At 40.6% G+C, this 24,722-nt stretch carries 26 protein-coding genes; 18 read left to right on the plus strand and 8 right to left on the minus strand.

The window, feature by feature from the left end; genetic code table 11:
* Positions 1-4: 4 nt before the first annotated feature.
* The 3 genes from FLM54_RS04185 to FLM54_RS04195 are packed head-to-tail and all read right to left on the minus strand — an operon-like array spanning position 5 to position 2,337.
* Positions 5-625, minus strand: a complete 621-nt coding sequence (locus FLM54_RS04185) for a peptidylprolyl isomerase (RefSeq protein WP_178955357.1) — start codon at positions 623-625, stop codon at positions 5-7.
* A 2-nt stretch (positions 626-627) separates the two neighbouring features.
* Positions 628-1,188 (minus strand): YajG family lipoprotein, encoded by a 561-nt coding sequence (locus FLM54_RS04190; RefSeq protein WP_008111881.1) that lies wholly within the window; start codon positions 1,186-1,188, stop codon positions 628-630.
* A complete protein-coding gene (locus FLM54_RS04195) occupies positions 1,189-2,337 on the minus strand; it encodes a methyltransferase (protein ID WP_131690653.1) in 1,149 nt (382 codons plus the stop codon).
* A 43-nt stretch (positions 2,338-2,380) separates the two neighbouring features.
* Between FLM54_RS04195 and FLM54_RS04200 the strand changes: the two genes are divergently transcribed.
* From FLM54_RS04200 to cyoE, 17 genes are all read left to right on the plus strand, one after another.
* The gene (locus FLM54_RS04200; RefSeq protein WP_138605623.1) at positions 2,381-2,968 is read left to right on the plus strand and encodes an alpha-ketoglutarate-dependent dioxygenase AlkB family protein; all 588 of its coding nucleotides are present in this window, start codon (positions 2,381-2,383) and stop codon (positions 2,966-2,968) included.
* A 69-nt stretch (positions 2,969-3,037) separates the two neighbouring features.
* The gene (locus FLM54_RS04205; RefSeq protein WP_010391086.1) at positions 3,038-3,349 is read left to right on the plus strand and encodes a BolA family protein; all 312 of its coding nucleotides are present in this window, start codon (positions 3,038-3,040) and stop codon (positions 3,347-3,349) included.
* Between the two features lie 109 nt (positions 3,350-3,458).
* A complete protein-coding gene (gene fabV / locus FLM54_RS04210; protein ID WP_010391087.1) occupies positions 3,459-4,652 on the plus strand; it encodes an enoyl-ACP reductase FabV in 1,194 nt (397 codons plus the stop codon).
* Between the two features lie 354 nt (positions 4,653-5,006).
* The gene (locus FLM54_RS04215; protein WP_054202028.1) at positions 5,007-6,350 is read left to right on the plus strand and encodes a Na(+)-translocating NADH-quinone reductase subunit A; all 1,344 of its coding nucleotides are present in this window, start codon (positions 5,007-5,009) and stop codon (positions 6,348-6,350) included.
* Between the two features lies 1 nt (position 6,351).
* Positions 6,352-7,557 carry an NADH:ubiquinone reductase (Na(+)-transporting) subunit B gene (locus FLM54_RS04220; RefSeq protein WP_008111893.1) on the plus strand — a complete coding sequence of 402 codons (1,206 nt, stop codon included), beginning with the start codon at positions 6,352-6,354 and terminating at the stop codon, positions 7,555-7,557.
* The gene (locus FLM54_RS04225) at positions 7,550-8,299 is read left to right on the plus strand and encodes a Na(+)-translocating NADH-quinone reductase subunit C (RefSeq protein ID WP_024601889.1); all 750 of its coding nucleotides are present in this window, start codon (positions 7,550-7,552) and stop codon (positions 8,297-8,299) included. The genes FLM54_RS04220 and FLM54_RS04225 overlap by 8 nt, the downstream gene beginning before the upstream one ends.
* Positions 8,299-8,931: an NADH:ubiquinone reductase (Na(+)-transporting) subunit D gene (locus FLM54_RS04230; protein ID WP_006791491.1), complete on the plus strand. Its 633-nt coding sequence runs from the start codon at positions 8,299-8,301 to the stop codon at positions 8,929-8,931. Before FLM54_RS04225 ends, FLM54_RS04230 begins: the two co-directional genes overlap by 1 nt.
* Before the next feature lie 10 nt (positions 8,932-8,941).
* Positions 8,942-9,550, plus strand: coding sequence for an NADH:ubiquinone reductase (Na(+)-transporting) subunit E (gene nqrE, locus FLM54_RS04235; protein ID WP_006791490.1), 609 nt, complete (start codon positions 8,942-8,944; stop codon positions 9,548-9,550).
* 17 nt (positions 9,551-9,567) lie between these two features.
* Complete coding sequence (gene nqrF, locus FLM54_RS04240; RefSeq protein ID WP_008111899.1) at positions 9,568-10,791, plus strand: NADH:ubiquinone reductase (Na(+)-transporting) subunit F; 1,224 nt, start codon at positions 9,568-9,570, stop codon at positions 10,789-10,791.
* A 99-nt stretch (positions 10,792-10,890) separates the two neighbouring features.
* Positions 10,891-11,913 (plus strand): FAD:protein FMN transferase, encoded by a 1,023-nt coding sequence (locus FLM54_RS04245; RefSeq protein WP_055011636.1) that lies wholly within the window; start codon positions 10,891-10,893, stop codon positions 11,911-11,913.
* A 97-nt stretch (positions 11,914-12,010) separates the two neighbouring features.
* The gene (gene nqrM, locus FLM54_RS04250; protein WP_010391098.1) at positions 12,011-12,223 is read left to right on the plus strand and encodes a (Na+)-NQR maturation NqrM; all 213 of its coding nucleotides are present in this window, start codon (positions 12,011-12,013) and stop codon (positions 12,221-12,223) included.
* A gap of 320 nt (positions 12,224-12,543) precedes the next feature.
* A complete protein-coding gene (locus tag FLM54_RS04255) occupies positions 12,544-12,978 on the plus strand; it encodes a hypothetical protein (protein ID WP_372239237.1) in 435 nt (144 codons plus the stop codon).
* Between the two features lie 328 nt (positions 12,979-13,306).
* On the plus strand, positions 13,307-14,260 hold the full coding sequence (cyoA, locus tag FLM54_RS04260; protein WP_178955361.1) for a ubiquinol oxidase subunit II: 954 nt from the start codon (positions 13,307-13,309) through the stop codon (positions 14,258-14,260).
* 2 nt (positions 14,261-14,262) lie between these two features.
* Positions 14,263-16,251: a cytochrome o ubiquinol oxidase subunit I gene (gene cyoB, locus FLM54_RS04265; protein WP_178955363.1), complete on the plus strand. Its 1,989-nt coding sequence runs from the start codon at positions 14,263-14,265 to the stop codon at positions 16,249-16,251.
* Positions 16,248-16,880 carry a cytochrome o ubiquinol oxidase subunit III gene (gene cyoC / locus FLM54_RS04270; protein WP_008111916.1) on the plus strand — a complete coding sequence of 211 codons (633 nt, stop codon included), beginning with the start codon at positions 16,248-16,250 and terminating at the stop codon, positions 16,878-16,880. The genes cyoB and cyoC overlap by 4 nt, the downstream gene beginning before the upstream one ends.
* Positions 16,880-17,236, plus strand: a complete 357-nt coding sequence (gene cyoD / locus FLM54_RS04275) for a cytochrome o ubiquinol oxidase subunit IV (protein WP_008111918.1) — start codon at positions 16,880-16,882, stop codon at positions 17,234-17,236. Before cyoC ends, cyoD begins: the two co-directional genes overlap by 1 nt.
* Positions 17,237-17,245: 9 nt before the next feature.
* Positions 17,246-18,130, plus strand: coding sequence for a heme o synthase (cyoE, locus tag FLM54_RS04280; RefSeq protein ID WP_178955365.1), 885 nt, complete (start codon positions 17,246-17,248; stop codon positions 18,128-18,130).
* Positions 18,131-18,209: 79 nt separating this feature from the next.
* On the opposite strand, the gene FLM54_RS04285 is transcribed toward cyoE, so the two are convergent.
* Together FLM54_RS04285 and FLM54_RS04290 are read right to left on the minus strand one after the other, a co-directional pair.
* Positions 18,210-18,797, minus strand: a complete 588-nt coding sequence (locus FLM54_RS04285; RefSeq protein ID WP_178955367.1) for an FMN-binding negative transcriptional regulator — start codon at positions 18,795-18,797, stop codon at positions 18,210-18,212.
* Positions 18,797-19,372 carry a GNAT family N-acetyltransferase gene (locus FLM54_RS04290; protein ID WP_010391105.1) on the minus strand — a complete coding sequence of 192 codons (576 nt, stop codon included), beginning with the start codon at positions 19,370-19,372 and terminating at the stop codon, positions 18,797-18,799. The genes FLM54_RS04285 and FLM54_RS04290 overlap by 1 nt, the downstream gene beginning before the upstream one ends.
* Positions 19,373-19,478: 106 nt before the next feature.
* On the opposite strand from FLM54_RS04290, the gene FLM54_RS04295 reads away from it, so the two are divergent.
* The gene (locus FLM54_RS04295) at positions 19,479-20,942 is read left to right on the plus strand and encodes a PLP-dependent aminotransferase family protein (protein WP_178955369.1); all 1,464 of its coding nucleotides are present in this window, start codon (positions 19,479-19,481) and stop codon (positions 20,940-20,942) included.
* 3 nt (positions 20,943-20,945) lie between these two features.
* Here FLM54_RS04295 and FLM54_RS04300 read toward each other — a convergent pair whose 3' ends face one another.
* The 3 genes from FLM54_RS04300 to FLM54_RS04310 form a co-directional block, all read right to left on the minus strand.
* Entirely contained in the window at positions 20,946-21,623 is a 678-nt protein-coding gene (locus tag FLM54_RS04300) for a hypothetical protein (protein WP_041709101.1), read from the minus strand.
* A gap of 135 nt (positions 21,624-21,758) precedes the next feature.
* Positions 21,759-23,711 carry a phytase gene (locus FLM54_RS04305; RefSeq protein WP_178955371.1) on the minus strand — a complete coding sequence of 651 codons (1,953 nt, stop codon included), beginning with the start codon at positions 23,709-23,711 and terminating at the stop codon, positions 21,759-21,761.
* 11 nt (positions 23,712-23,722) lie between these two features.
* Positions 23,723-24,697, minus strand: a complete 975-nt coding sequence (locus FLM54_RS04310; RefSeq protein WP_178955373.1) for a metallophosphoesterase — start codon at positions 24,695-24,697, stop codon at positions 23,723-23,725.
* Positions 24,698-24,722 lie beyond the last annotated feature (25 nt).

Below are 24,722 nucleotides of genomic sequence, written 5' to 3' on the forward strand. Positions count from 1 at the left end.
AAAGTTATAAAGGAACTTGTTCAAGCACCTTGATATTTAATATAACAACCGGTTTTTCAGGGACAAAGTTGTAGCCAATTTTGTCATTAAAACCCGTTTTTACAGCCATGATTTTATCGAGCGTCTCATAACCTTCCATAACACTGCCAAACACGGCAAATCCCCAATCTCGCCCTGGATTTAAATGGTCATTGTCATCCATGTTAAAAAAGAACTGACGCGTTCCTGAGTGTGGTTCTCGATCTTGATAGGCCATAGCAATGCTATACATATCGTTAGTTAAGCCGTTACCGCTTTCATTAAAAATAGGGTCGTTTTCATGCAGGCCATCGTAATCTTTATCATAACCACCGCCTTGAATTACAAAATCACGATCATTTTCTACATCGCGTTCTACACGATGAAACACACTGCCTTGATAGCTTTTATCAGACACGTAAGTCAAAAAGTTATTGACCGTAATAGGGGCTCTTGAGCGGTCTAGCTCAACCACAATACTGCCCAACGATGTCACAATTTCTACTCGAGGGAAAATATTATCTTTTTGCACAAAGCGGCCTTCTTGTGCCGCTAAACTATTTACGCTAAAAAGTAAGCTTACGCAGATTAAAAAAAGTTGCTTCATTATTAACCTTCTAAAAATGCAATTAATTCAGGGTCAGATACAATGCGGGTAATTAACTGCTCAGTCAACTTATTGAGCTGACCTTCAATTTTTGCCCTATCATGACCAAGTGGTCCAGATAAATTAGCATTACCGCTATAACGCTTACTGAAATTACTGGTTGGGCGAATCACCCGTACTTCAAATTCAATCTTGGCATCACTGGTATGGCTCATTAGCTTTTCTGTAACCACAGCTTGCAGTGCGTGAATATCTAACTCAAAACGTAATTGCGCTAAATTAGAAATGCTAGCGCCATTGCGACTAAGCGCACTGTCTAATGCACTTTTAACTGACTCAGTAATACCCGTGCTGGCAATGGTTTTTGTTTTGCTTGATTCAATAAGCTTTAAGGTTGCACTGTCACCACGTAAATCAATCACGCTGGTGTTTAAGCTGTTATTGATTGAGCTTATTTGTCCACTTTTATAGACGGGATTGAGAATAAGCTGATTAGGCTGATTGGCACATCCCGAAAAAACCACTAAAGTACAACAGCTCAATAATATCTTTATGAGTTTCATTTATAACGTTCCACTATTTTTAGTTGCGCTGAGTACCACAAACTTTTTATTAGAGCCTAATAAAGTACAGTTACCAAACATACGGTTTAGTTTGTCATGATAATCTAAATGACGATTGCCAATAATACGCAGCTCGCCACCTTCTTTTAATGTGTCTTTTGCTTGTTTAAACATTTGCCACGCGATGTGGTCGGTAACCGCTTGTGCTTGGTGAAATGGCGGATTACACAATACAATATCGGCACTTTCACGTTCAAAGTCGGTTAAACAATCATTCTCTATAAAGGTACATTGTTCAAACTTGTCTTCCATGTTTAATTCAATGTTGAGTCGAGCTGATTCAACCGCCATATACGACTCATCAACAAAGCTAATACGAGCATTAGGGCAGCGCGCTAATGTCATTAAACCAACCACGCCATTACCACAGCCTAAATCTATAATATTTTTGGCTTTATTTGTTTGTGGCAAATAATTAAAAAAGAAGCGCGCACCTATATCAAGTGAATCACGCGAAAACACATTTGCATGATTGCTTATTGTAAAATCAGTGCCTTCAAGTGGCCAGCTGACTGGGAAATCTGCGCCTTTATAACCGCCTGCTGCTTGGCTAATAATTAAACGTGATTTTTTTACTGCAAGACTTGTTTTCGTCTCACCAATAAAGTTTTCAAATGCTTTAATAGTAGAGTTATGCACGTCTTTAGTTTTTGCAGCACCAATAACTGGCGTATCTGGCGCGAGCACCTCGCTTAATTCAGATAGCTGATATTGTAAAAAAGCCAACGTGCGTGGTACTTTTACCAACACTAGGTCTACTTGCTCAGGTAGAGCCGATAAACTATCAAGCTGGCTAAACGCAGTCGTCGCGATTTTGTTTTCCGCTAAGTTATAAGCAGCTGCCTGATGGCTAATATATGAGTCGTTTACTGAACAAACTGTTAATTGTTGCTTGCTAAAGTAACAGCTAAGTGCACCAAAACTGTCGTTTAAGATCAGTAACGAGCGACAATCAGGGTAGTGTTCATTAACATAGTCAATAAGGTATTCGTCTGCTGAATCCCACGCTTGTAAGCTGCGGTTTTTTTGATCCAAAGGAAAGCGTTCAAGAGTAAAAGTGTTATCGCCGAGCGTAGCTTGCGTAGTCATAATAGTTTAATGATCGGTAATCAAATGATAGGTAAATTCTAACATGCAACCGCCAAACGCCAACCCCCAACTGTTACCAAATGGCTTTTCTTATCAAAGTAAGGTACTTAGCGCACAAAAAAGCCTCGATTTATTTTATTATTTGCAGCAAAACCTAAATTGGCAACAGCCAAACATTACAGTGTTTGGTAAAACGGGGCCAATACCTAGGCTACAATGTTTTATCAGCGAAGAAAATCTTGAGTACGGTTATTCTGGGCATAAACTCGACTTAGAGCCTTGGCCAGACGTATTACTTGCCATGCGAACACGTTTAGAAAATCACCTACAGCAACCATTTAACTCAATTTTGGTTAATTATTATCGGGATGGCCACGATTGTATGGGTTGGCATAGCGATGACGAGGCTGAGCTAGGGCCTGAGCCTACCATAGCGTGTGTGTCGCTTGGTGCAGAACGGTTATTTAAACTTAAACACAAAGTAAGCAACAGCATTACTAACATCAAATTACAAAGTGGTAGTTGTTTAATAATGAGCGGACAGAGCCAACAAAATTACCAGCATGCGCTACCAAAACAAACAACACTTAAACACCCGCGGATCAGTTTAACGTTTCGCTACATTACTTAAATAGCATTAGCCATGGTGTAGCCGCAGTTGTTATAGTAACCATATAACTGAATTTTGAGGGTGGTTTTTATGTCAATGCAACAACAAATACGTGACAAGCTAGCAAATGCTATTGCGTGTAAGCATTTAAATGTTATTAACGAAAGCCATATGCACAGTGCGGGGACTGAATCTCACTTTAAAGTGATTGTAGTCAGTGAAGAATTCGCTGGTAAGCGATTATTGCAGCGTCATCGTGAAATTAATGAAATTTTAAAAGATGAGCTGGCAAATCATATTCATGCGCTTGCTATGCACACTTACACTCCTGAGGAATTTACAGAGCACGACGGCGAAGCGCCGCAGTCACCTAATTGCATGGGCGGCTCAAAAGTTGGATAACAGGTAATAGTGGATTGGTTTGAGCAGTGAGTAACTGATCAGATCAGTTTTTTTTGTTTTAGCCTTTAAACTAGCGCTAATTTTTATTGTAAAAGATATAGGATGATCAATGGTCATTAAGCCTAAAATTCGCGGATTTATCTGCACCAATGCACACCCAGTTGGCTGTGCAGAGCATGTTCAAGAACAAATTAATTATGTTAAGCAGCAAGGAGCATTAAAAAATGCGCCTAAAAATGTATTAGTTATTGGTGCGTCTACAGGTTATGGCCTTGCATCTCGCATTACCGCTGCATTTGGTGGTGGCGCTAAAACATTGGGTGTGTTCTTTGAAAAAGAAGGCACTGAACGTAAAACAGGCTCTGCGGGGTGGTATAACACGGCGGCATTTCAAGCAGCCGCTGAAGCTGAAGGCTTATGGTCTAAAAATATTAATGGTGATGCGTTTTCTAACGAAATCAAACAAAAAACAATCGACACCATTAAAGCTGAATTAGGTAAAGTTGACTGTATTATTTACAGCTTAGCATCACCTCGTCGTACTGATCCAAATACAGGGGAAGTGTTTTCTTCAACACTTAAGCCAATTGGTAATGCGGTAACGACTAAAAACTTAAATACGTCAAAGCGTGAAATTGATGAAGTAACTGTTGAAGCAGCAAACCAAGACGATATCGACAACACCATTAAAGTAATGGGTGGCGAAGACTGGGAAATGTGGATTGACGCCCTTAAAGACGCTGATGTACTAGCAGATAACTTTAAAACAACGGCTTACACATACATTGGTAAAGAACTAACTTGGCCAATATATGGACATGCAACCATAGGTAAGGCAAAAGAAGATCTAGACCGTGCCACTGCAGCTATTAAAGCCGCTACCCAAGATTTAAATGGCGAAGCTTACGTTTCTTCACTTAATGCGGTTGTTACCCAAGCAAGCTCGGCAATCCCAATAATGCCGCTTTACATTTCGGCACTATTTAAAGTGATGAAGGCTGATGGCACTTACGAGGGCACAATTGAGCAAATTCATGCGTTATTTAATGAAAACCTATACGGTGATTCACCTCGTTTTGATGAGGGCGGACATTTATTCCAAAACTACAAAGAGCTGGAAGATGACGTTCAAGCACGTGTTCAAACTATTTGGGATAGTGTAGACACAAGTTCAATTGATGAGTTAACGGATTACGTGGGCTACCATAATGAGTTTTTACGCCTATTTGGTTTTGGCATTGATACGGTTGATTACGAGCAAGATGTTAATCCTGTTGCGCCAATTGCAAATATGATTGATTAATCTGTAGCTAGTAATGCAATTTTGAAAAAGTCGCCTAGTGCGACTTTTTTGTTTTTTAACCTTGATTTGAAAAAAAATTTGCTATTTGTTGGTTTATTTACCACTTTGGTCTAGCTTGTATTTTATTAATTGTTAATTACAAAACTAAATAAACGTTTCTCTCGTATAATTTTCATAAATACACTCGCATAGTCAGTCACAATAATGTTAAAATCAAAGCAATATGTGAGGAGTTTTTACTGCGCTGCTTGTTTGGTATCTATAGCGAGTCATTTTATAGCTTGCAATAATACAAATAGCGGCGTGGTTGGTACGATTTTTCAGTTTCTTTCCGTTAATGTAGTGCAAGTGCGTATGATCAATATAAAAAAAGGTCTGGATTTACCCTTAGAGGGCGCACCTCAGCAAGTTATTCATGATGGTTCTGCCGTCAAACGTGTAGCTGTGCTAGGTGAAGAGTTTATCGGTATGCGTCCAACCATGCATGTTCGTGTGGATGACCAAGTCAAAAAAGGCCAGGTACTTTTTGAAGATAAAAAGAACCCCGGCGTATTATTTACTGCACCAGCTTCTGGTACAGTAAAAGAAATTAATCGCGGTGCTAAACGTGTTCTGCAATCTGTTGTTATTGAAGTAAACGGCAGTGAGCAAATCACCTTTGGTTCTTTCTCGGAAACTGAGCTTAACAGCTTAGACCGTGAAAAAGCTAAAGAAGTACTAGTTCAATCGGGTCAATGGACAGCACTTCGTGCTCGCCCATTTAGTAAAATAGCGGCGTTGGATGCAAATCCTAGCTCTATTTTTGTGACAGCTATCGATACCAATCCACTTGCTGCAGATCCTGCAGTAGTTATTGCTGAAAATGCGAAAGCGTTTGAAGCAGGTTTGGCTGTTGTGTCACGTTTAACCGATGGCAAAGTATTTGTTTGTAAGCAAGCAGGCAGTCAAGTTCCTAGTTCACCTATTGCTCAAGTAGAAGTACATGAGTTTGGTGGCGTGCACCCAGCTGGCCTTGTTGGCACTCATATCCATCACCTTGACCCAGTATCTGCTAGTAAGCAAGTTTGGCACATTGGTTACCAAGACGTTATTGCGTATGGTCACCTTTTCCTTACTGGTGAAATTTACACAGACCGTGTGATTTCGCTTGCAGGTCCGCGTGTTAAGAATCCTCGTTTAGTGAAAACACAATTAGGTGCTTCATTAGATGACTTAGTAGCAGGTGAATTAGAAGACGGTGATAACCGTGTTATTTCTGGTTCTGTACTTGCAGGTGCTACGTCGTCTGGTGTTCATGCATTCTTAGGCCGTTACCACGTTCAAGTATCTGTATTACTTGAAGGTCGCGAAAAAGAATTGTTTGGCTGGATTGCACCAGGTAGTGATAAATTCTCTGTAACGCGTACATTCTTGTCTCACCTTACACCGAGTCGTTTATTTAAAATGACAACGTCTACAGGCGGTTCAAAACGTGCCATGGTTCCACTTGGAAGCTATGAGCGTGTTATGCCACTTGATATTTTGCCAACGCTTTTATTACGTGACTTATTGTCTCGTGATTTAGACAGTGCAATTTCATTAGGTGCGCTTGAATTAGATGAAGAAGATTTAGCGTTATGCACCTTCGTTTGTCCTGGCAAATACGAGTACGGCGCAGCCCTACGCGATTGCTTAACTACGATCGAGAAGGAAGGCTAAAATGGGCTTAAAAACTTTCTTAGAAGATATCGAACCACATTTTGAACCAGGTGGTAAACATGAGAAATGGTACGCGCTGTATGAAGCTGCTGCGACTATTTTTTACACGCCAGGTTACGTAAATAAAGGTTCAACTCACGTTCGTGATAACATCGACCTAAAACGCATGATGATTTTAGTGTGGATGGCGACGTTCCCTGCCATGTTCTTTGGTATGTTCAATATTGGCCATCAAGCTGCAATTGCACTTGGTAATGGCTTTGAGCTAGCGAATATTTGGCAAGTAGGTTTATTCCAGTTACTTGGCGGTGAATTAACCGTTGATGCAGGCTGGGGGGCGAAAATGTTCTACGGAGCCTGTTTCTTCCTACCTATTTATGCAACTACCTTTATTGTTGGTGGTTTCTGGGAAGTGTTATTTGCTTCTGTGCGTAAGCATGAAGTTAATGAAGGTTTCTTCGTAACTTCTGTATTGTTTGCATTAATTCTGCCTGCAACGATTCCTTTATGGCAAGTTGCGCTAGGTATTACTTTTGGTGTAGTTATCGCAAAAGAAATATTTGGTGGTACAGGCCGTAACTTCTTAAACCCTGCGCTTGCTGGTCGTGCGTTTTTATTCTTCGCATACCCTGCACAAATTTCAGGTGACACAGTATGGACTGCCGTAGATTCATTCTCTGGCGCGACTATGCTTGGTCAAGCGTTTGCTGGTACGTTAAATTACGCGACTGATATTGAGCTTTGGTGGAATGCGTTTTACGGATTCATTCAAGGTTCTATGGGTGAAACGTCTACACTAGCTGTACTAATTGGTGGTTTATTCCTAATTTACGTGCGCATTGCGTCTTGGCGTATCGTGCTAGGTGTATTCCTAGGTATGGTAGTAACCTCATCAATACTGAACACCATTGGTTCTGAAACCAATGCAATGTTTGCTATGCCTTGGTACTGGCACATGGTATTAGGTGGTTTTGCATTCGGTATGTTCTTTATGGCAACTGACCCTGTATCTGCTGCATTTACTGATAAAGGTAAATTAGCATACGGTGCGCTTATTGGCTTTATGGTTATCATGATCCGTGTTGTTAACCCTGCATACCCAGAGGGCATCATGCTAGCAATCTTATTTGCTAACTTGTTTGCACCTTTATTCGATCACTTTGTAGTGCAAGCTAATATCAAGCGGAGGTTGGCACGTAATGTCTAGTAATAACGAATCAATTGGCAAAACGCTAGCTGTTGTTGTCTCATTATGTTTAGTGTGTGCAGTTATTGTATCGCTAACATCTGTACAACTACGCCCTCTGCAAAAAGCAAATAAAGCAAAAGATATTCAAAGCAATATCTTAGCTGCTGCTGGTATTGGCAAAGTTGATAACGTTGCAGAAACGTTTGAAGCTAAAATCGAAACCCGCTTTGTTGATATGCAAAGTGGTGAGTTTGCTGAGCCGGTAGAAGATTTTGACTTTGAAAAAAGCAAATACGATGCTGATTTAAGTAAATCTTTAAAAGAGAATGGTATTAAAGACATCGCCGGTATTCAACGTATTACCAAGCGTGCGCCTGTTTATATCTCTAAAAAAGACGATGGCTCTACTGATGCAATCATCCTTCCTATTCAGGGTTATGGTTTATGGGGTTTAATGTACGGTTTTATCTCGCTTGAAAGCGATGGTGAAACTATTAAAGACATTATTTTCTACAAACATAACGAAACACCTGGTCTAGGTGGTGAAATTCAAAACCCACAGTGGACTGCAACGTGGGAAGGTAAAGAGTTACCAATCCAAATCGTTAAAGGGACTGCAGCCGGTGATGAGCATAAGATCGACGGTCTTTCAGGTGCTACATTAACGTCTAATGGTGTTGACCATGCAGTTGATTTTTGGACTGGCGAAAATGGCTTTGGCCCTTTCCTTGCGAAAGTACGTAAAGGAGCATTGAACTAATGGCTGATACTAAAGAAATGAAGGCGGTCCTATTTGGTCCAGTTTTCGCTAACAACCCAATCGCATTACAAGTACTTGGTATTTGTTCTGCGCTAGCGGTAACGTCTAGCTTAAAAAATGCATTAATCATGTCAATTGCATTGACCTTGGTAACTGCATTCTCTAGCCTTTTTATCTCGACTATTCGTAACCATATCCCATCATCAGTACGTATCATCGTACAGATGACGATTATTGCATCATTAGTAATCGTGGTTGACCAAGTACTACAAGCTTTCTCTTACGCTACGGCAAAAGAGTTATCAGTATTCGTTGGTCTAATCATTACTAACTGTATCGTAATGGGTCGCGCTGAAGCTTATGCAATGAAGTCGCCGCCATTAATGTCTTTCCTTGATGGTATTGGTAATGGCTTAGGTTACTCTGTAGTGCTACTTACTGTTGGCTTTATTCGTGAGTTATTCGGTAAAGGTTCACTATTCGGTGTTGATATTATTCCATTAGTACAAAATGGTGGTTGGTACCAACCTATGGGTCTATTGATCTTACCACCGAGTGCATTCTTCATCATTGGTTTATTCATTTGGGTACTTCGTACTTATAAGAAAGACCAAGTAGAAGCTAAAGCGTAAGGGGCGATAAGTGGAACATTATATTAGTTTATTTGTAAAAGCCGTTTTTATTGAAAACTTAGCGTTAGCATTCTTCCTAGGTATGTGTACTTTCTTAGCCGTGTCTAAAAAAGTAACTACATCAATTGGCCTAGGTGTAGCGGTTATTGTTGTATTAGGTATTTCAGTACCGGTTAACAACTTGGTTTACCATGCGGTATTAGCACCAGGTTCACTAGAGTGGCTTGGTTACCCAGAAGCAGATCTTAGCTTTTTACGTTTCTTAACTTTCATTGGTGTTATTGCAGCACTAGTGCAAATTCTTGAAATGGCATTAGATAAGTTCTTCCCACCGCTTTACAACGCATTAGGTATTTTCTTACCACTAATCACAGTTAACTGTGCAATTTTTGGTGCGGTAGCCTTCATGGTTGAGCGTAACTATAACTTCGGCGAGTCTGTTGTTTATGGTATTGGCGCTGGTGTGGGTTGGGCGCTTGCAATTACATTACTTGCAGGTATCCGTGAGAAAATGAAGTATTCAGACGTACCAGATGGTTTACGTGGTTTAGGTATTACCTTCATCACTGTTGGCTTGATGGGTCTTGGCTTTATGTCATTCTCTGGTATTTCACTGTAATAATAGCGAGGTCAATCATGGATATTTTCTTAGGCGTTGGTGTTTTTATCGCTATCGTTGTAATACTAGTTTTAATCATCATTGGTGCTAAATCTAAGCTAGTTGCAAGCGGTGATATCATCATCGGCATTAATGGCGATGCAGACAAAGCCATTAAAACATCAGCAGGTAGTAAGCTATTAGGTGCACTATCTGAGTCAGGTATTTTCGTATCTTCTGCATGTGGTGGCGGTGGCTCTTGTGGCCAGTGTCGCGTACACATTAAAGAAGGCGGCGGTGATATTCTGCCAACTGAACTTGACCACATCTCTAAAGGTGAAGCACGTGAAGGTTGTCGCCTAGCGTGTCAGGTTAATGTTAAAAACGACATGGAAATTGAACTTGAAGAGTCAATTTTCGGTGTTAAAAAATGGGATTGTGAAGTTATCTCTAACGATAACAAAGCGACGTTCATTAAAGAACTTAAGCTACAAATTCCTGATGGCGAGTCAGTGCCGTTCCGTGCGGGTGGTTACATCCAGATCGAAGCGCCAGCTCACCATGTTAAATATGCAGATTTCGATATTCCTGAAGAGTATCGTGGCGATTGGAACCATTTTGGTTTCTTCGATCTGGAGTCAAAAGTAGACGAAGAAACAATTCGTGCTTACTCAATGGCTAACTACCCAGAAGAAGAAGGCATCATCATGCTTAACGTGCGTATCGCTACGCCGCCGCCAAGAAACCTAAGCCTACCATGTGGTAAAATGTCTTCGTACATTTGGTCACTTAAAGAAGGTGATAAAGTAACTATTTCTGGTCCATTTGGTGAGTTCTTCGCTAAAGACACAGACGCTGAAATGGTATTCGTAGGTGGTGGTGCAGGTATGGCACCAATGCGTTCACATATCTTTGACCAACTTAAGCGTTTAAACTCTAAGCGTAAAATTAGTTTCTGGTATGGTGCGCGTTCTAAACGTGAAATGTTCTATGTTGAAGATTTTGACGGCCTAGCTGAGCAAAACGAAAACTTCGTTTGGCACACTGCGCTTTCAGATCCGCAACCAGAAGATAACTGGGAAGGCTACACTGGCTTTATCCATAACGTGTTATTTGAGAACTATCTTAAAGATCACGAAGCGCCTGAAGATTGTGAGTTCTACATGTGTGGTCCTCCAATGATGAATGCGGCTGTTATCACTATGCTTAAAGACTTAGGTGTTGAAGAAGAAAACATCTTACTAGATGATTTCGGTGGCTAATACCCAAACTGATTAAATTTAGTTAAAATACCAGCCTCGTCGCATTTTATGTGACGAGGCTTTTTTATATTAATTTTTAACCTATTAAGTAGGGTTGTTATGAACAAAGTAAATACTCCCCAGGGCATAATCGCCTTATTTATAATCACGCTGACTTTACTATTATCTGGATGTGGAAAATCAGTCCCAGAGGAAACCTACTTAGAAGGTAAAACGATGGGTACAACTTACCACATTAAGTTTTACGCTGAGCAAGTTGACCCTCAAGCAGTACAAGCAGAAATCGATGCGGTTTTAGTTGATATCAACCAGTCTATGTCGACCTATATTAAAGATTCTGAAATAAACACCTTTAACCGTTTAGATGCCAACGAAGTAATGCCAATCAGTGATGATTTCAGGGCAGTTATTAGTGAATCTATGCGTATAGGTAATTCAACTAAGACCCTAGATGTGACTATGGGGCCGTTGATAGATTTATGGGGGTTTGGCCCAGATAAAAAACCAACAAAGCGCCCAACGAATGAAGCTCTGGCAAATATGATCAATAACATTGGTATAGATAAGCTGGTCCTTAACGAGCAAGGCTTAGCAAAAACGATGGCTGATTTAGAATTGTCGTTTTCAGCTACAGCAAAAGGCTATGGTATTGATAAAGTGGCTGAGCTATTACAAAGCAAAGGCATTACAGATTACATGGTTGAGATTGGCGGGGAGTTACGTATTGCTGGTACAAAACCAGACAATCAAGCATGGCGAATAGCAATTGAACAACCTGATGCTAACCCAGGTGAGCGAAAAGTACACCGTGTACTTGCACCAGGTAATAACGGTATTGCCACCTCGGGTGATTATCGAATCTTTTATACAATGGATGGCGAAACCTATACTCACCTTATTGATCCTATGACAGGGATGCCAATTAAGCATGACTTAGTTTCTGTTACAGTTTTACACCCTAGCGCTATGACGGCCGACGGTTTAGCGACTGCTTTAACGGTTATGGGAATGGAAAAAGCACAACGTTATGCGCAGCAGCATGATTTACCAGTGTATTTAATTGCTAAATCGCCTGATGGTTTAGTCACTTATTCAAGTCCTGCGTTTAAGCCTTATTTATAGTCTTTAGGTTTATATCCTTAGCATGAGGGTATATAATGTAAGGAGCTCAAATACGCTATTTGAGCTCATTTTATTGCTGAACAATAGGGGCTAAGCAATGTCACTTTTTTTTCTAACCTTTGGCTTACTTATTTTAATTGTCGCTGCGATGGCGATAGGCATGATAGTTCAAAGAAAATCGATGGCGAGTAGCTGCGGAGGCTTAGGCTCTGTAGGTATTGATAAAGCATGTGATTGCGATGATCCATGCGATAAACGCAAAAAGCGTCTAGCCAAAGAGCAAGTATGGAAAGAAAACCAAATTCTTTAAATAGATTTATTTCTGTTTAAACAAAAAACCTCTCGTAGCTCACTACGGGAGGTTTTTTATTTATATCGCCATAAATAAATCATCAGCTGATAAAATAATCGTGTTTTTATCTTGAACAGAAAACTCTCTTTGTTATACTCATGCCCGAACTTTCAGTAAGTTTTGAAAGTTCTATTGATGCTGATCAAAACTAGCTTAGCCAAATAGTGCTAATGCGTTGAGACTGTATTTCATGTCACTGTATAAGGCTTTACGGCTGCAACCTGTTTTTGTTGCCACGGTGTATGCCAAATTTTGTTATTAGTCATTTTAATAGGTTAATGTTTTTGAACTCATTTTTTTTGTTTCATACCAGCGCTTTGCTTACCTTAGATAAGTCAGTGTTGCATGAGCGCTTTAATAAAGCGAAAAGAGGCGTGAGTGTGGCTATAACATTATTAGTTTTTAATGCCGTTATGTTGCTTAGTGGCGCTATTGAGGATGCCTTTAGGCTTGAAGCATTGATCAGTGATGGCTTTTTTATAGAGCCATTATTACTGACTATTGCCGAATTCTTAGCTCATCCTATCTTATCGTGTCAGTTACTTATTGGCCTTTGTTGGCTATTGTTCCACATGTTTCCAGCGCGTCGTGCTGGAATAATCCTCCGTAAAGCAGCCTTTGCTTTTAGCGAGGCTAAAGTTCAGCAACCCGTGCAAGCTGCACATGGTTGTCGTGCTCCACCTAGCTTTACAGGTTGTCTGTTTACCCATTAATTTTTATGGGTATAGGTTACACCTGTGGTATCTAATTATTTATTCTTGCTGTAAATAACGATTACTTTCAATGTAGCTTAGTGTTTTACTCACTCTCAGCCAACCACACCTCACCCAAGTTAATTTTTATTGCGTTATATTAATGTGTTTAAAAAAGCTGGGTTGGTTCTGCTAGGTGTTTTTTATTAAGCCAGTGGTCAATACTTTATGCTTGCATGCGCTCTGCATTATTTGTAATTCAATTTTAATTAACTTGGGTTTTTATCAAATATCGTTGCTAACTATTTTTGGCAGCTAATAAAAACTCTTTAGGTTTTAGGATAGTCCCTTGTTAATTCGTAACCTTTTTAATATTGCTTTAGCTAGTATGGCGCTGATTTTATCAGGCTGTAATGGCGGGGTACTCGACCCAAAAGGGCAGATAGGTATTGATGAGAAAAATCTGATCATCATCGCCACTGTGCTTATGTTGTTAGTTGTGATCCCCGTTATTGTGATGACTTTATATTTTGCTTGGAAATACAGAGACACACAAAACCATGAAATTTACGCACCAAAATGGGCTCACTCTAATAAGATTGAGGCTGTTGTATGGGCGGTTCCTATTGTTATTGTTGTTATTTTAGGTGTGATCACCTGGCAGTCAACTCAAGAGCTTGACCCTTATAAACCGATAGAGGGTAAAGGTGAACACTTAACTGTTGAAGTGGTGTCACTTAATTGGAAATGGTTATTTATTTACCCTAAACAAGGTATTGCCACGGTAAACGAATTGGTATTTCCTGCTAATGTTCCGGTTGAATACAAAATCACGTCAGAAAGTACCATGAACTCGTTTTTCATTCCCCAGTTAGGTAGTCAAATTTACTCAATGGCGGGCATGGAAACTAAGCTGCATTTAATCGCTAATGAGCCAGGCACGTTTAAAGGCTTTTCGGCTAATTACAGTGGTGCGGGTTTTACTGGTATGAAATTTAATGCCATCGCAACGCCAACAAAAGCTGACTTTAACCAGTGGGTTGAACAGGTTAAAACCAACGCTAATAGCCTTACTCATGCCAATTATGTTGAGCTTGCCAAAGCGAGTGAAAACAATCCTGTCGCTTATTATGGCAAGGTTGATGACGGTTTATTCCATACCATAGTGATGAAATACATGCAGGCGCATGGCGATATGAACAAAAAACACCACTCGATGGGTAAACATCAGCAGATGAGTAATGAGCATCAGGCAATGGGTAATCATACAATGCCATCATCACACAGCCAGGGCGAGGAATAATCATGTCGTTTTTAGGTAAATTATCTATAGATGCAATTCCGTTTCATGAACCTATTATCATGGTGACCATGGCGGTGATTGCTATAGTCGGGCTTATTATAGCTGGATTAATAACAAAATATAAAAAATGGGGTGTGCTTTGGCGCGACTGGATCACCTCGGTTGATCATAAACGCTTAGGCGTTATGTACATTCTATTAGCGCTAATAATGCTGTTTCGTGGTTTTTCTGATGCTATTATGATGCGTGCGCAGTTAGCGCTTGCTACCAGTGGCGCGCCAGGTTATCTGCCACCAGAACATTACGACCAAATATTCACCGCTCATGGCGTTATTATGATCATATTTATGGCGATGCCATTTATGATTGGTTTAATGAATATTGTTGTACCACTGCAAATTGGTGCTCGCGATGTGGCTTTTCCATTTTTAAATAATTTAAGTTTTTGGTTTACTGCCAGTGGCGCCATTTTAATAAATTTATCACTTATATTTGGTGAGTTTGCTAAAACAGGCTGGGTTGCTTACCCACCGTTGTCGGAGTTGACCTTTAGCCCTGGGGTGGGGGTCGATTATTATATTTGGGCCTTGCAAATATCGGGGCTCGGTACGCTATTAACCGCTGTTAACTTCCTAGTGACAGTATTTAAAATGCGTGCCCCTGGTATGACACTGATGAAAATGCCAATTTTCACATGGGCATGTACATGGGCAAATATCTTAATTGCAGCATCATTTCCAATTTTAACCGCAGTGCTGGCCATGCTAACGCTAGACCGTTATTTAGATTTCCACTTCTTCACTAATGAAGCCGGCGGTAACGCCATGATGTATATCAACCTGTTTTGGGCATGGGGTCACCCAGAGGTATACATTTTAGTATTACCAGCTTTTGGTATCTTCTCTGAAATAGTGTCGACCTTCACTGGTAAACGTTTATTTGGTTATAAATCGATGGTATATGCCAGCGGTGCCATTTCTATTCTTGGTTTTATTGTATGGTTACATCACTTCTTTACTATGGGCTCAAGCGCTAATGTAAATGCTTTCTTTGGGGTGATGACCATGGTCATAGCTGTGCCTACTGGGGTTAAGTTATTTAGTTGGTTGTTTACTATTTACCGTGGCCGTTTGCGCATTACTGTTCCCGTACTGTGGACGCTTGGTTTTATGGTTACCTTTAGTATTGGTGGTATGACGGGAGTATTACTGGCAATCCCTGGTGCCGATTATGTATTGCATAACAGCTTATTTTTAATCGCTCATTTCCATAACACCATCATTGGTGGCGCAGTATTTGGCTACTTAGCCGGGTTTGTTTTTTGGTTTCCAAAAGCAATGGGCTTTAAGCTTGATGAGCGTTGGGGTAAAGCGTCATTTTGGTGTTGGTTAATCGGTTTCTTCGTAGCCTTTATGCCATTGTACGTACTCGGCTTTTTAGGCATGACGCGTCGCTTAAACCACTCTAATAATCCTGATTGGAATATCTGGCTTTATATTGCTGCGGTGGGTGCCGTGATTATTATGTTCGGTATTATTTGCCAAGTTATTCAGCTATATGTGAGCTTTAAAAACCGCGAAGCGCTTGATGATACCACTGGCGATCCTTGGAACGGTCACACCCTTGAATGGTCAACGTCATCACCACCGCAGTACTATAACTTTGCTGAAATCCCGCATGTTGATGATATTGATACATGGACTGACATGAAAGAAAAAGGCCTAGCTTATCAAGGTAAATCTAGCTATAGCCCAATTCATATACCAAAAAATACCGCATCGGGTGTGTTTATTGCTGCGAGTTTAACGGCGTTTTGTTTTGCCATGATCTGGCATATTTGGTGGCTAGCAGGGCTTGGTTTTATTGGCGCGATTGCGCTGTTTATTAACCGTGCTTACACCAGTGATGTAGATTACTACGTGCAAAACGATGAAATATTACAAATTGAAGGCGCGCATATTGCCAGTAACACGAAGGAGGTAAGCGCATGAGTACGTTATCTGCAACTCAAGGCCATGTAAATTTAGAGCCTCATAGCGTAAGTCATACGCATGAACATCACGATACCTCAGGCGATACAATCTTTGGCTTTTGGCTTTATTTAATGACCGATTGCCTTTTATTTGCCTCATTTTTTGCAACCTACGCAGTGCTTTATATGAACACCGCAGGCGGTGTATCGGGCAAAGATATTTTTGAGCTTGATTTTGTTGCCGTTGAAACTGCGGCGCTACTTATAAGTAGTATTACTTTTGGTTTTGCCATGATTGCCGCTCAAGGGCAAAAAAAGGCGCTGACGCTTGGTTGGCTCGCGGTCACTTTTTGTTTAGGCGCGGTGTTTATTGGTATGGAAATTTATGAGTTTCATCATTTAATTGTTCATGGCAATGGCCCACAGCAAAGTGCTTTTTTAACATCGTTTTTCTCATTAGTGGGCTTGCATGGTTTACATGTAACTGCAGGCCTTATCTGGATGAGCATAATGATGATTGAGGTGATTAAGCGCGGTTTAGGTAAACAAACCGTCACGCGCTTAAGTTGCTTAAGCTTATTTTGGCACTTTTTAGATATTGTGTGGATTTGTGTATTTACCGTTGTTTATTTAATGGGGGCAATGTAATGAGCCATAGCGAAACACATGCTTTAGAGCAAATGCAAAGCCAACATCATGATCAGTCACATGGTAGTGTTAAAACATACCTGATTGGCTTTGTCTTATCTGTGATTTTAACGGCCATTCCATTTTGGATGGTGATGGAGGGCGACTTTTCAAAGGTCACCACACTCTGGAGTATCGTTACTTTAGCAATCGTGCAAATTTGGGTGCATTTAAAATACTTTTTACACCTTAATTTCACCACTGATGAAGGTAAAGCAAATACCTTTACCTTCTTGTTTAGCGCGTTGATCATCGTCATGGTGGTTGGACTGTCTGTTTGGATCATTTATGAATCAAACGCAATGATGATGTATTAGAGGTTTCAGATGTTTCGTCGTTATTTAGCTGTTACTAAGCCAGGTATTATTATGGGGAATTTGATCAGCGTTGCCGGTGGTTTTTTACTCGCCGCCCGCGGTGATATAGACCCATGGTTAATGTTGGTTACCTTGGTTGGTTTATCGCTTGTTGTTGCATCGGGATGTGCCATAAACAATGTTATTGATAGAGACATTGATGTTGCCATGGCGCGTACTCGCTCACGTGTGACTGTAACGGGCGAAATGTCTGCAAAAGCCGCTTTAAGCCATGGCGTGTTATTAGGGCTAATTGGCTTTGGCTTATTAATTGCCTTTACCACTCAAGCGGCGGTATTTTTTGCCGTCTTTGGCTATGTCATCTATGTAGGGGTTTACAGCCTCTACATGAAACGCAACTCTGTTTACGGTACCTTTATTGGTAGTCTGTCGGGCGCAGTTCCACCTGTTGTTGGCTATTGCGCCGTTACGGGTGTGTTCGATATGGGCGCATTAATACTGCTGGTGATGTTTAGTTTGTGGCAAATGCCGCACTCATATGCAATTGCTATTTTTCGCTTTAAAGATTACCAAGCCGCTAATATTCCAGTATTGCCCGTGGCACAAGGTGTTAATAAAGCTAAGCGCCATATTGTGCTTTATATTGCCGTATATGCTTTAGTGGTGATGCTATTGCCAATTAGTGGTTATACCGGTGCTGCCTTTATGGCCGTTGCCTGTATCACCAGTTTTTGGTGGTTACTTATGGCACTTAGAGGGTATCGCTACAACATAGACACCACCCGTTGGGCACGCCAAGTGTTTGCGTTTTCAATTATTAATATTACCGCTTTGAGTATTGCCATGGCGGTAGACTATCAAACAATTGCGCCACAGTTAGTGGCGCTAAACTGATCTAAAACGATCAATGAACCGAGTTAATTCCCAAAGTTAACCAAAGGCTCTGAGCATTGCGAGGAGCCTTTTTTCATTCCTAAAATAAGGCCGCTATTGAGTGCTTATTGGCATCTACCAGACTTTGTTTTATTTTATTTCTTATAGCGGCTGATTTATTTTGACTGAGTTTGAAGTTACCTTGCCAGTGAGTTGGCGTAAGCTCTATAAAACTCAGGTGTTGATACATTGTATTGCGATGCTGCTCAGGCACTTCATCAATTTTCCACTCAGGCTCAAATGTTTTCTCAAAATGACTAGTAAGGGTTCGCATTACGAGATCTTTTTTTAGCTCATCTTTAATAATATGTACTTTTGCAGTCACTAACACCGATGCGTAAAGCCAGCTAGGCAATGTTTGATTATCCGCATAGGAGGGTGATAAATAGCAATTGTCACTATTAAAGAGTAAATTCACCTGTTTATTATCAAGCTTTGATAGTGGATTATGCTTTGCTACATGTGCAATAAACATATTTTCTAAAGAGTTGAATAACATAGGTACATGACAAATGTTATTTAATTGACTATTTGAGCAGGGCATAAAAATTGTTGCTAATGGAAAATTATTAATAAGCGCATGCAATTGCTCGGTATTTTTTTGCATAAAGTGCTCGGGTGGGTACATTATAATAGCTCCTCAAGTCGTAACTTTATAGCTGGCCATTGCTCGTCAATAATGCTGAATTTTGCGGTGTTGCGATATGAACCATCTTCTAGACGTCGGTCTTTTTGGGCTATTCCTTCATACTTAGCGCCTAAACGGGCAATGGCATTGCGTGATTGTTGATTGTGCTCATGGGTATTAAAACTAATCCGTACTAAATTAAGTTGATTAAATGCATATCTCAGAAGTAAATATTTTGCATGCGTATTTACGTATGTTCGCTGTGCAGTGAAGCTAATAAAAGTATGGCCAATTTCAGCGCTTAAGTTGTTACTGTCTAACCTAAATAAACGGGTTGTGCCAACAACTTGCTGTGAATGTTTATCAATAATGGCAAAAACCACTTGCTCGTTTTGATTAAACTGCGCGCTATGTGTAAACCATTGCTCCAACTTAACTTGGGTTTGTGTGTAATTACTTAATACCCACTGCCAAACTTGTGGGTGTTTACCTGCTTGATATAGACCCTCGAGATGTTTGAGTTTAAGTGGCTCTAAGGCAACCTTGTTGGTTTGATGAATTTGCGTTGTGAACATTATAAGCCCCATATTTTGCTATTTATTCATAACAAATGTACGCTTTATTGGTTTGTTAAAAACAACCAAAATTTAATTTTTACCTATACCAGTTTGGAAGGTGTTTATGCAGCCACTTAATATAAAGCTCACTAGCCAGAGTAAAGCTAAATACCTGCAAATAGCAGATGCACTTAGGGAGTCGATTATAAAAGGGGACATTCTCGCTGGCAGCAAACTCAGCTCTGCACGCGATATGGCACAAGCGTACGGATTAAACCGTCATACAATAATGAATGCCCTACAACTTCTTGTCGCAGAAGGATGGTTGGAATCCTATGAACGATCAGGCTACAGCGTTACCAATACATTGCCTATTCAAAACAGTATAAACACTGCCCAGTCTCAAGCATTGGCTCCTAAGCCGTATCGATTTGCTACCACGCTTACGGTGTCAGAACCTACAATGGACTTAAATCACTATGCTTATAACTTTGCTGGAGGCTTACCCGATTTAACACGCTTTCCCTATAAAGAATTTAAACGCTCTGTAAGTCATGTGTTTAATCATTTAGATACCAGCCAATTTCACTATGGCAATGTGGCTGGGGAGCCTAATTTAAAATTGCAAATTAGTCATTATTTACACAAAGCACGAAACCTAAAAACAGCCGACATTCTTATGTGTAATGGCTCTCAAGAAGCGCTTTTTTTAGTATCAAAAGCCTTTATTAATAAAGGCGATTATGTTGCAACCGAAACCTTAGGTTACCCGCCTGCTCGTAAAGCATTTGCAGCATGTCGCGCGCAGCTTATAGATATAAAACAAGATGATGAAGGGTTGTGTGTTGATGATTTTAAAACTCAGCTTGAACGCTATCCCATTAAACTTCTGTATTTAACGCCACTGCATCAATACCCAACGACGGTGACCTTATCACCCACCCGGCGCTTACAAATTTATCAGCTGTGTTATGCCCATAATGTGATGATTATTGAAGATGACTACGACCATGAATTTCACTACCGTTGCCAGCCTTTGCAACCCATGGCTGCCGATGACCCCGCAGGCATTGTGATATATCTATCAACGTTTTCAAAAATTATGTTTTCAGCAGCAAGGATTGGCTATATCTGTGCAGCGCCTGGGGTAATCGCACAATTAACCGCATGGAAGCAGCTAACGAACCATAAAAATGATGTGGTTATGCAATTAGCTGTCGCACACTGGATGAAAGAAGGTGGTTTTGAACGCCATTTAAAGCGTATGACAAAGCTCTATAAGCAGCGCTATGAAGCGATGGGTGATTATCTAACGCAGCTGCAATTATCAGGCTATCCAATTGAATATATAAAACCCGACGGTGGCATGGCGATGTGGGTTAATTTAAATAAACCGGTGGACCAATTAAAGCAAGTACTGCAAAGTAAAGGCGTGTATGTACAGGTTGAGCCTGAATTTTACTTTAAAGACTCAGAACGTAGCTTAATACCTAAGCAACACAGTTATGTACGTTTAGGATTTGCTGGGCAATCAACTTTGGCGATGCAAGCTGGACTTGAATTGATTGCTGAACACGTTTTCAAATAAAGCTTATTTGCTTAAGCTTTCAGCATCATAAAACATCGGTTTCAATGTGCCACAATTTATAAACTTATAATTGAGCTCACCAGCAGAGGGCACTTCAGTTGAGGTGCGAAACTTTTGTAAACAGGCACCACTTAAATCAACAAACATAATATGATGATAGCTTGGTGGCTGAGTTATTTGGTGAATGTAAATGCGCTCGTTATTTTTTAGCGTAACCATGTCGTACTGTTGCCATTTCGAGGCTGGACTTAAATCAGTTAGCTCACGAGTAAATAACTGCTCGCTAAGCTCTATTAATTTATCACTGTAAACTAAGCTACCTCCTTGTCTATAATCTCCAAGATACACATCTGCGGTAATTGCGACTTCTTCGCCTCGCATTAAGCGTTGAATATTAAACGGCTTTGATTTTACGGTAACTAACTCAGCATCACGTACTAAATCTAAAAATGGAATATCAGATACATCTACCTTGTACATAACATGCATATCAAAGGGAAGCTCAAAGCTTGGAATGTTAATGGCGTATACACTTGAACCTTTATTAACCAATACCATGGCATGCTCTGCTTCATATTTGGGGTTTAATGGCGGAAGTTCTGGTGGCTCTTCGGCACTAGCAAGCGAGCTGGTACAAAATACAATGCTGATAAATAAAGATACGAAGTAGGGTAGCCGCATAATAACCTCAATTAATTTATAGATATAAAGTGTAGTATACATTTATAAAAAATTATCTTTAGTTAAATTTTAGTAAGGCTTAAACGTGATACACACTAAAACTTTAGTGTGTATCAGTATATTTAGAGTTAGCTATTATTTAATTGCTTTTTTCACTTCGCGCCAGTCAATAACTTTAAAGTTTTGTGGTTGTAATGGCATGCGGTTGTAGCCGTCTTGCACTATAAGCATGCCCTCAGGGTAACCTGGTAAAGCTTTTGCTGTAACGGTTAAGCCGTCCGTTTCACCTACGCCATCAATGCCTTTATCTAGGTTAGCAATTACATTAAATTTACCTGCAAAGCTTAGATTAGGCTGTGTGTCATCTGATATGTTGTAAAGCACATAGCTATTATCGCCTTGGCTTGAGACTACTAAATAGCGCCCATCATTAGCATGATAAATTTCCATACCTTCTACATCTGCCACCAGTTGCTCATTAACACTTTGTAGCTTTACTGCTTTGTTACCAGCGGTAGGCTCTGCACCGATATACCAAATACCTGCATCTTCTTCACCTGCAAATAATTGGCCTAGTTTATCATCAGCACTACAGCCTTCAGGTTGGCTTGGTAGGGTAAACTCTCTAACCAGTTCACCGCTTAGGTTATCTTGATCACCAGTGAGTTTATACTGCTGGAATAAACCTGATTTATCATTAACAAACACGTAATGGCCAGAATCAGACGAATACATACACATACCGTAAATCTCAGGTAGGTTAGTGGCTATTTCTGTTACATGGTTTACTTTGTTTTCTCCATCAACAGTAAATACGCTAATACTGTTAAGCGTACGGTTGCTGGCAGTGATCCACGTATGGGTTTCGTTGTTTATACCTTGATGTTGGCGCACATCAACATTATTTAAACGCCCTATATTGAGCGACTGTACTTTGTTGCCAGCAAGGTTATAAACCATCAAGCCGCGGCGTTTATCTGTGCCTAAAATTAAGCTGTTTTTAGCATCTTGCTCATTTATCCAAATTGCTGGGTCATCTGCTGCATCACCAAACGCTGCAACCGGTGTGGTTTGTGCGCTGGCATGGAGATGAGTCATAGCAACTTTGCTATTTGAGACAGAAGTTTGCGCTGCGTAGTTAACGTTTGCTTGAATGTAAGCGCCTGTTTCATCATCAATTAATACCAGCTGGGCTTGACTGTCATTGATAAAGCTCGCTGCAACAGACTCAATAGTGTGCTCACCTGCCAGTGACCATTGGCTAAGCGTGTCTGTTTGAGCTTGGTAAGCATAAACCACATTACCATCAGTGGCACTCAGCCATAAAGTACCATCTTGTGATACTGATAGGGCACCAATCTCACTGTTTAATTCGCCGTATGGCTGTACTAAAGCCACAGGCTGCTTATTGGCATCTGATTCTGCATCAGCATTAATGGCCCACACTCCGAGCTCTGCCTCACCCACATACAGGGTTTTTGTGTCATCATTAACAGCACAGCCTGAAGCCTCAGTGACCGCAGAGAATTCACGTACTGCGATATTTTTAGCTTGGTTAGTGGCTAAATCATATATAACCGTTTCGCTGATCAAGCCGCGAACATCTGGCACAAACGCTGATACAGTCTCGGTATTGCTGTTTTTAAATAAACACACAGCATCAGGTTGAGCTTGAGGCGGACTAATACGAGTGAGTTCATTTAGCTGCCAAGTTTGGCCATTTTTTGTAAGCTTAAAAATGGCTACGTTGTCTTGGCTTTTATCAAGGCTGGCGAGTAAAAACTGCTGCGCTGATAATTGCTTTAGTGAAATTGACTCAAAGTTACCGGCTAACAACACACTGCTTTTCTCGTTATCGGTAAGTAATAAGCCCTGGCTTTCGCTCGCCATTAGCCATTGATTATTACCTAGCGCTGCTGCTTGTGAGCCTTGCATGTTTTGTTGTGGGCCAAATAACTTAGCCTCAACAGCCAGCTTTGCTATTTCTGTCGTGTTTTGGTTATCGTCATTACTTGTACAACCGCTAAGCGCAGTTACAAGCACAGCACTTGATAGTACCGCTGAAATTGTATTTAGTTTAAAGTTCATTATTTTATCCTTTACTTATCTATGTGCTTTTCAGTGTTAAAACGTACTTCACCAAGGTGATTAATCGCGCTTACACTGAGAGTTTCGCCATTGATAGAGATACTTAAAAAACCAGGTGTTGCTTCTGCGTAGCGGGTAAATTCACGTTGTTTTACAAACCGCGCTTCGCTGCCACCACCAGAGACAAAGTGAGCCACCTTGCTATTTTTTGGTTGGTTGTATTGCAAGTCGTGCTCGTGCCCTGCGATATAAGCGTGCACGTTATGACGCTCCAAAATAGGTTCTAAAATGTCGCGAAGCCCTTGGTTGCGGCCAAAGCGTTTACCACTTGAATAAAGCGGGTGATGGCCTACCACAATTTTCCATTTTGCGTTACTGCCAGCAAGTTGGGTTTCAAGCCAAGTAAGTTGGGTTTTATAGTCTTGTCCTTGGGTTGAACGGTATTTATCACGGTCTTTATATTCAGGCTGAATTGGGTTGGTATCTAAAAACACCATTAACACTTGCTCGTTGTTTTCAAGCGAAAATGTTTTACTGTAGTACCTTGCAGGTAACTGCCAACGTTGACTTTTTTCGGTGTAGTCAATTTGTGCTTGGGCATTACCCAAGTAATCGTGATTACCTAAAACAACATACCAATCTTCAAATGTGTGCGGGCCATGGTATATGTTCTCAAAGGCTGATTGCCAAAGAGGATCGTTCACACTTGCCACGCCATTTGGGTAAAAGTTATCGCCAGTCGAGACAATAAAATCGGCATCGGTTTGATACATAGCAATTTCTAGCTGATGAGCGACTTCTTTTTGGTAAAAGTGGCCGTTGTGTCCCCAATCACCAATAACCATAAAGTTAAGGCTATTAGGCAACGTAGTTAACTTAGCTATTTTTTGTTGTTGGTATAGCGCATCTTTATAAACAACAGGCTCGTCTGCACTAAGCGCTGATGAGCACAGTATCGCGGCCATTATGAAAGACAATTTAAACATGTTTTAACTCCAAAAAAGCACGCGA

Source organism: Pseudoalteromonas sp. Scap25 (genome assembly GCF_013394125.1).
GTDB lineage: Bacteria > Pseudomonadota > Gammaproteobacteria > Enterobacterales > Alteromonadaceae > Pseudoalteromonas.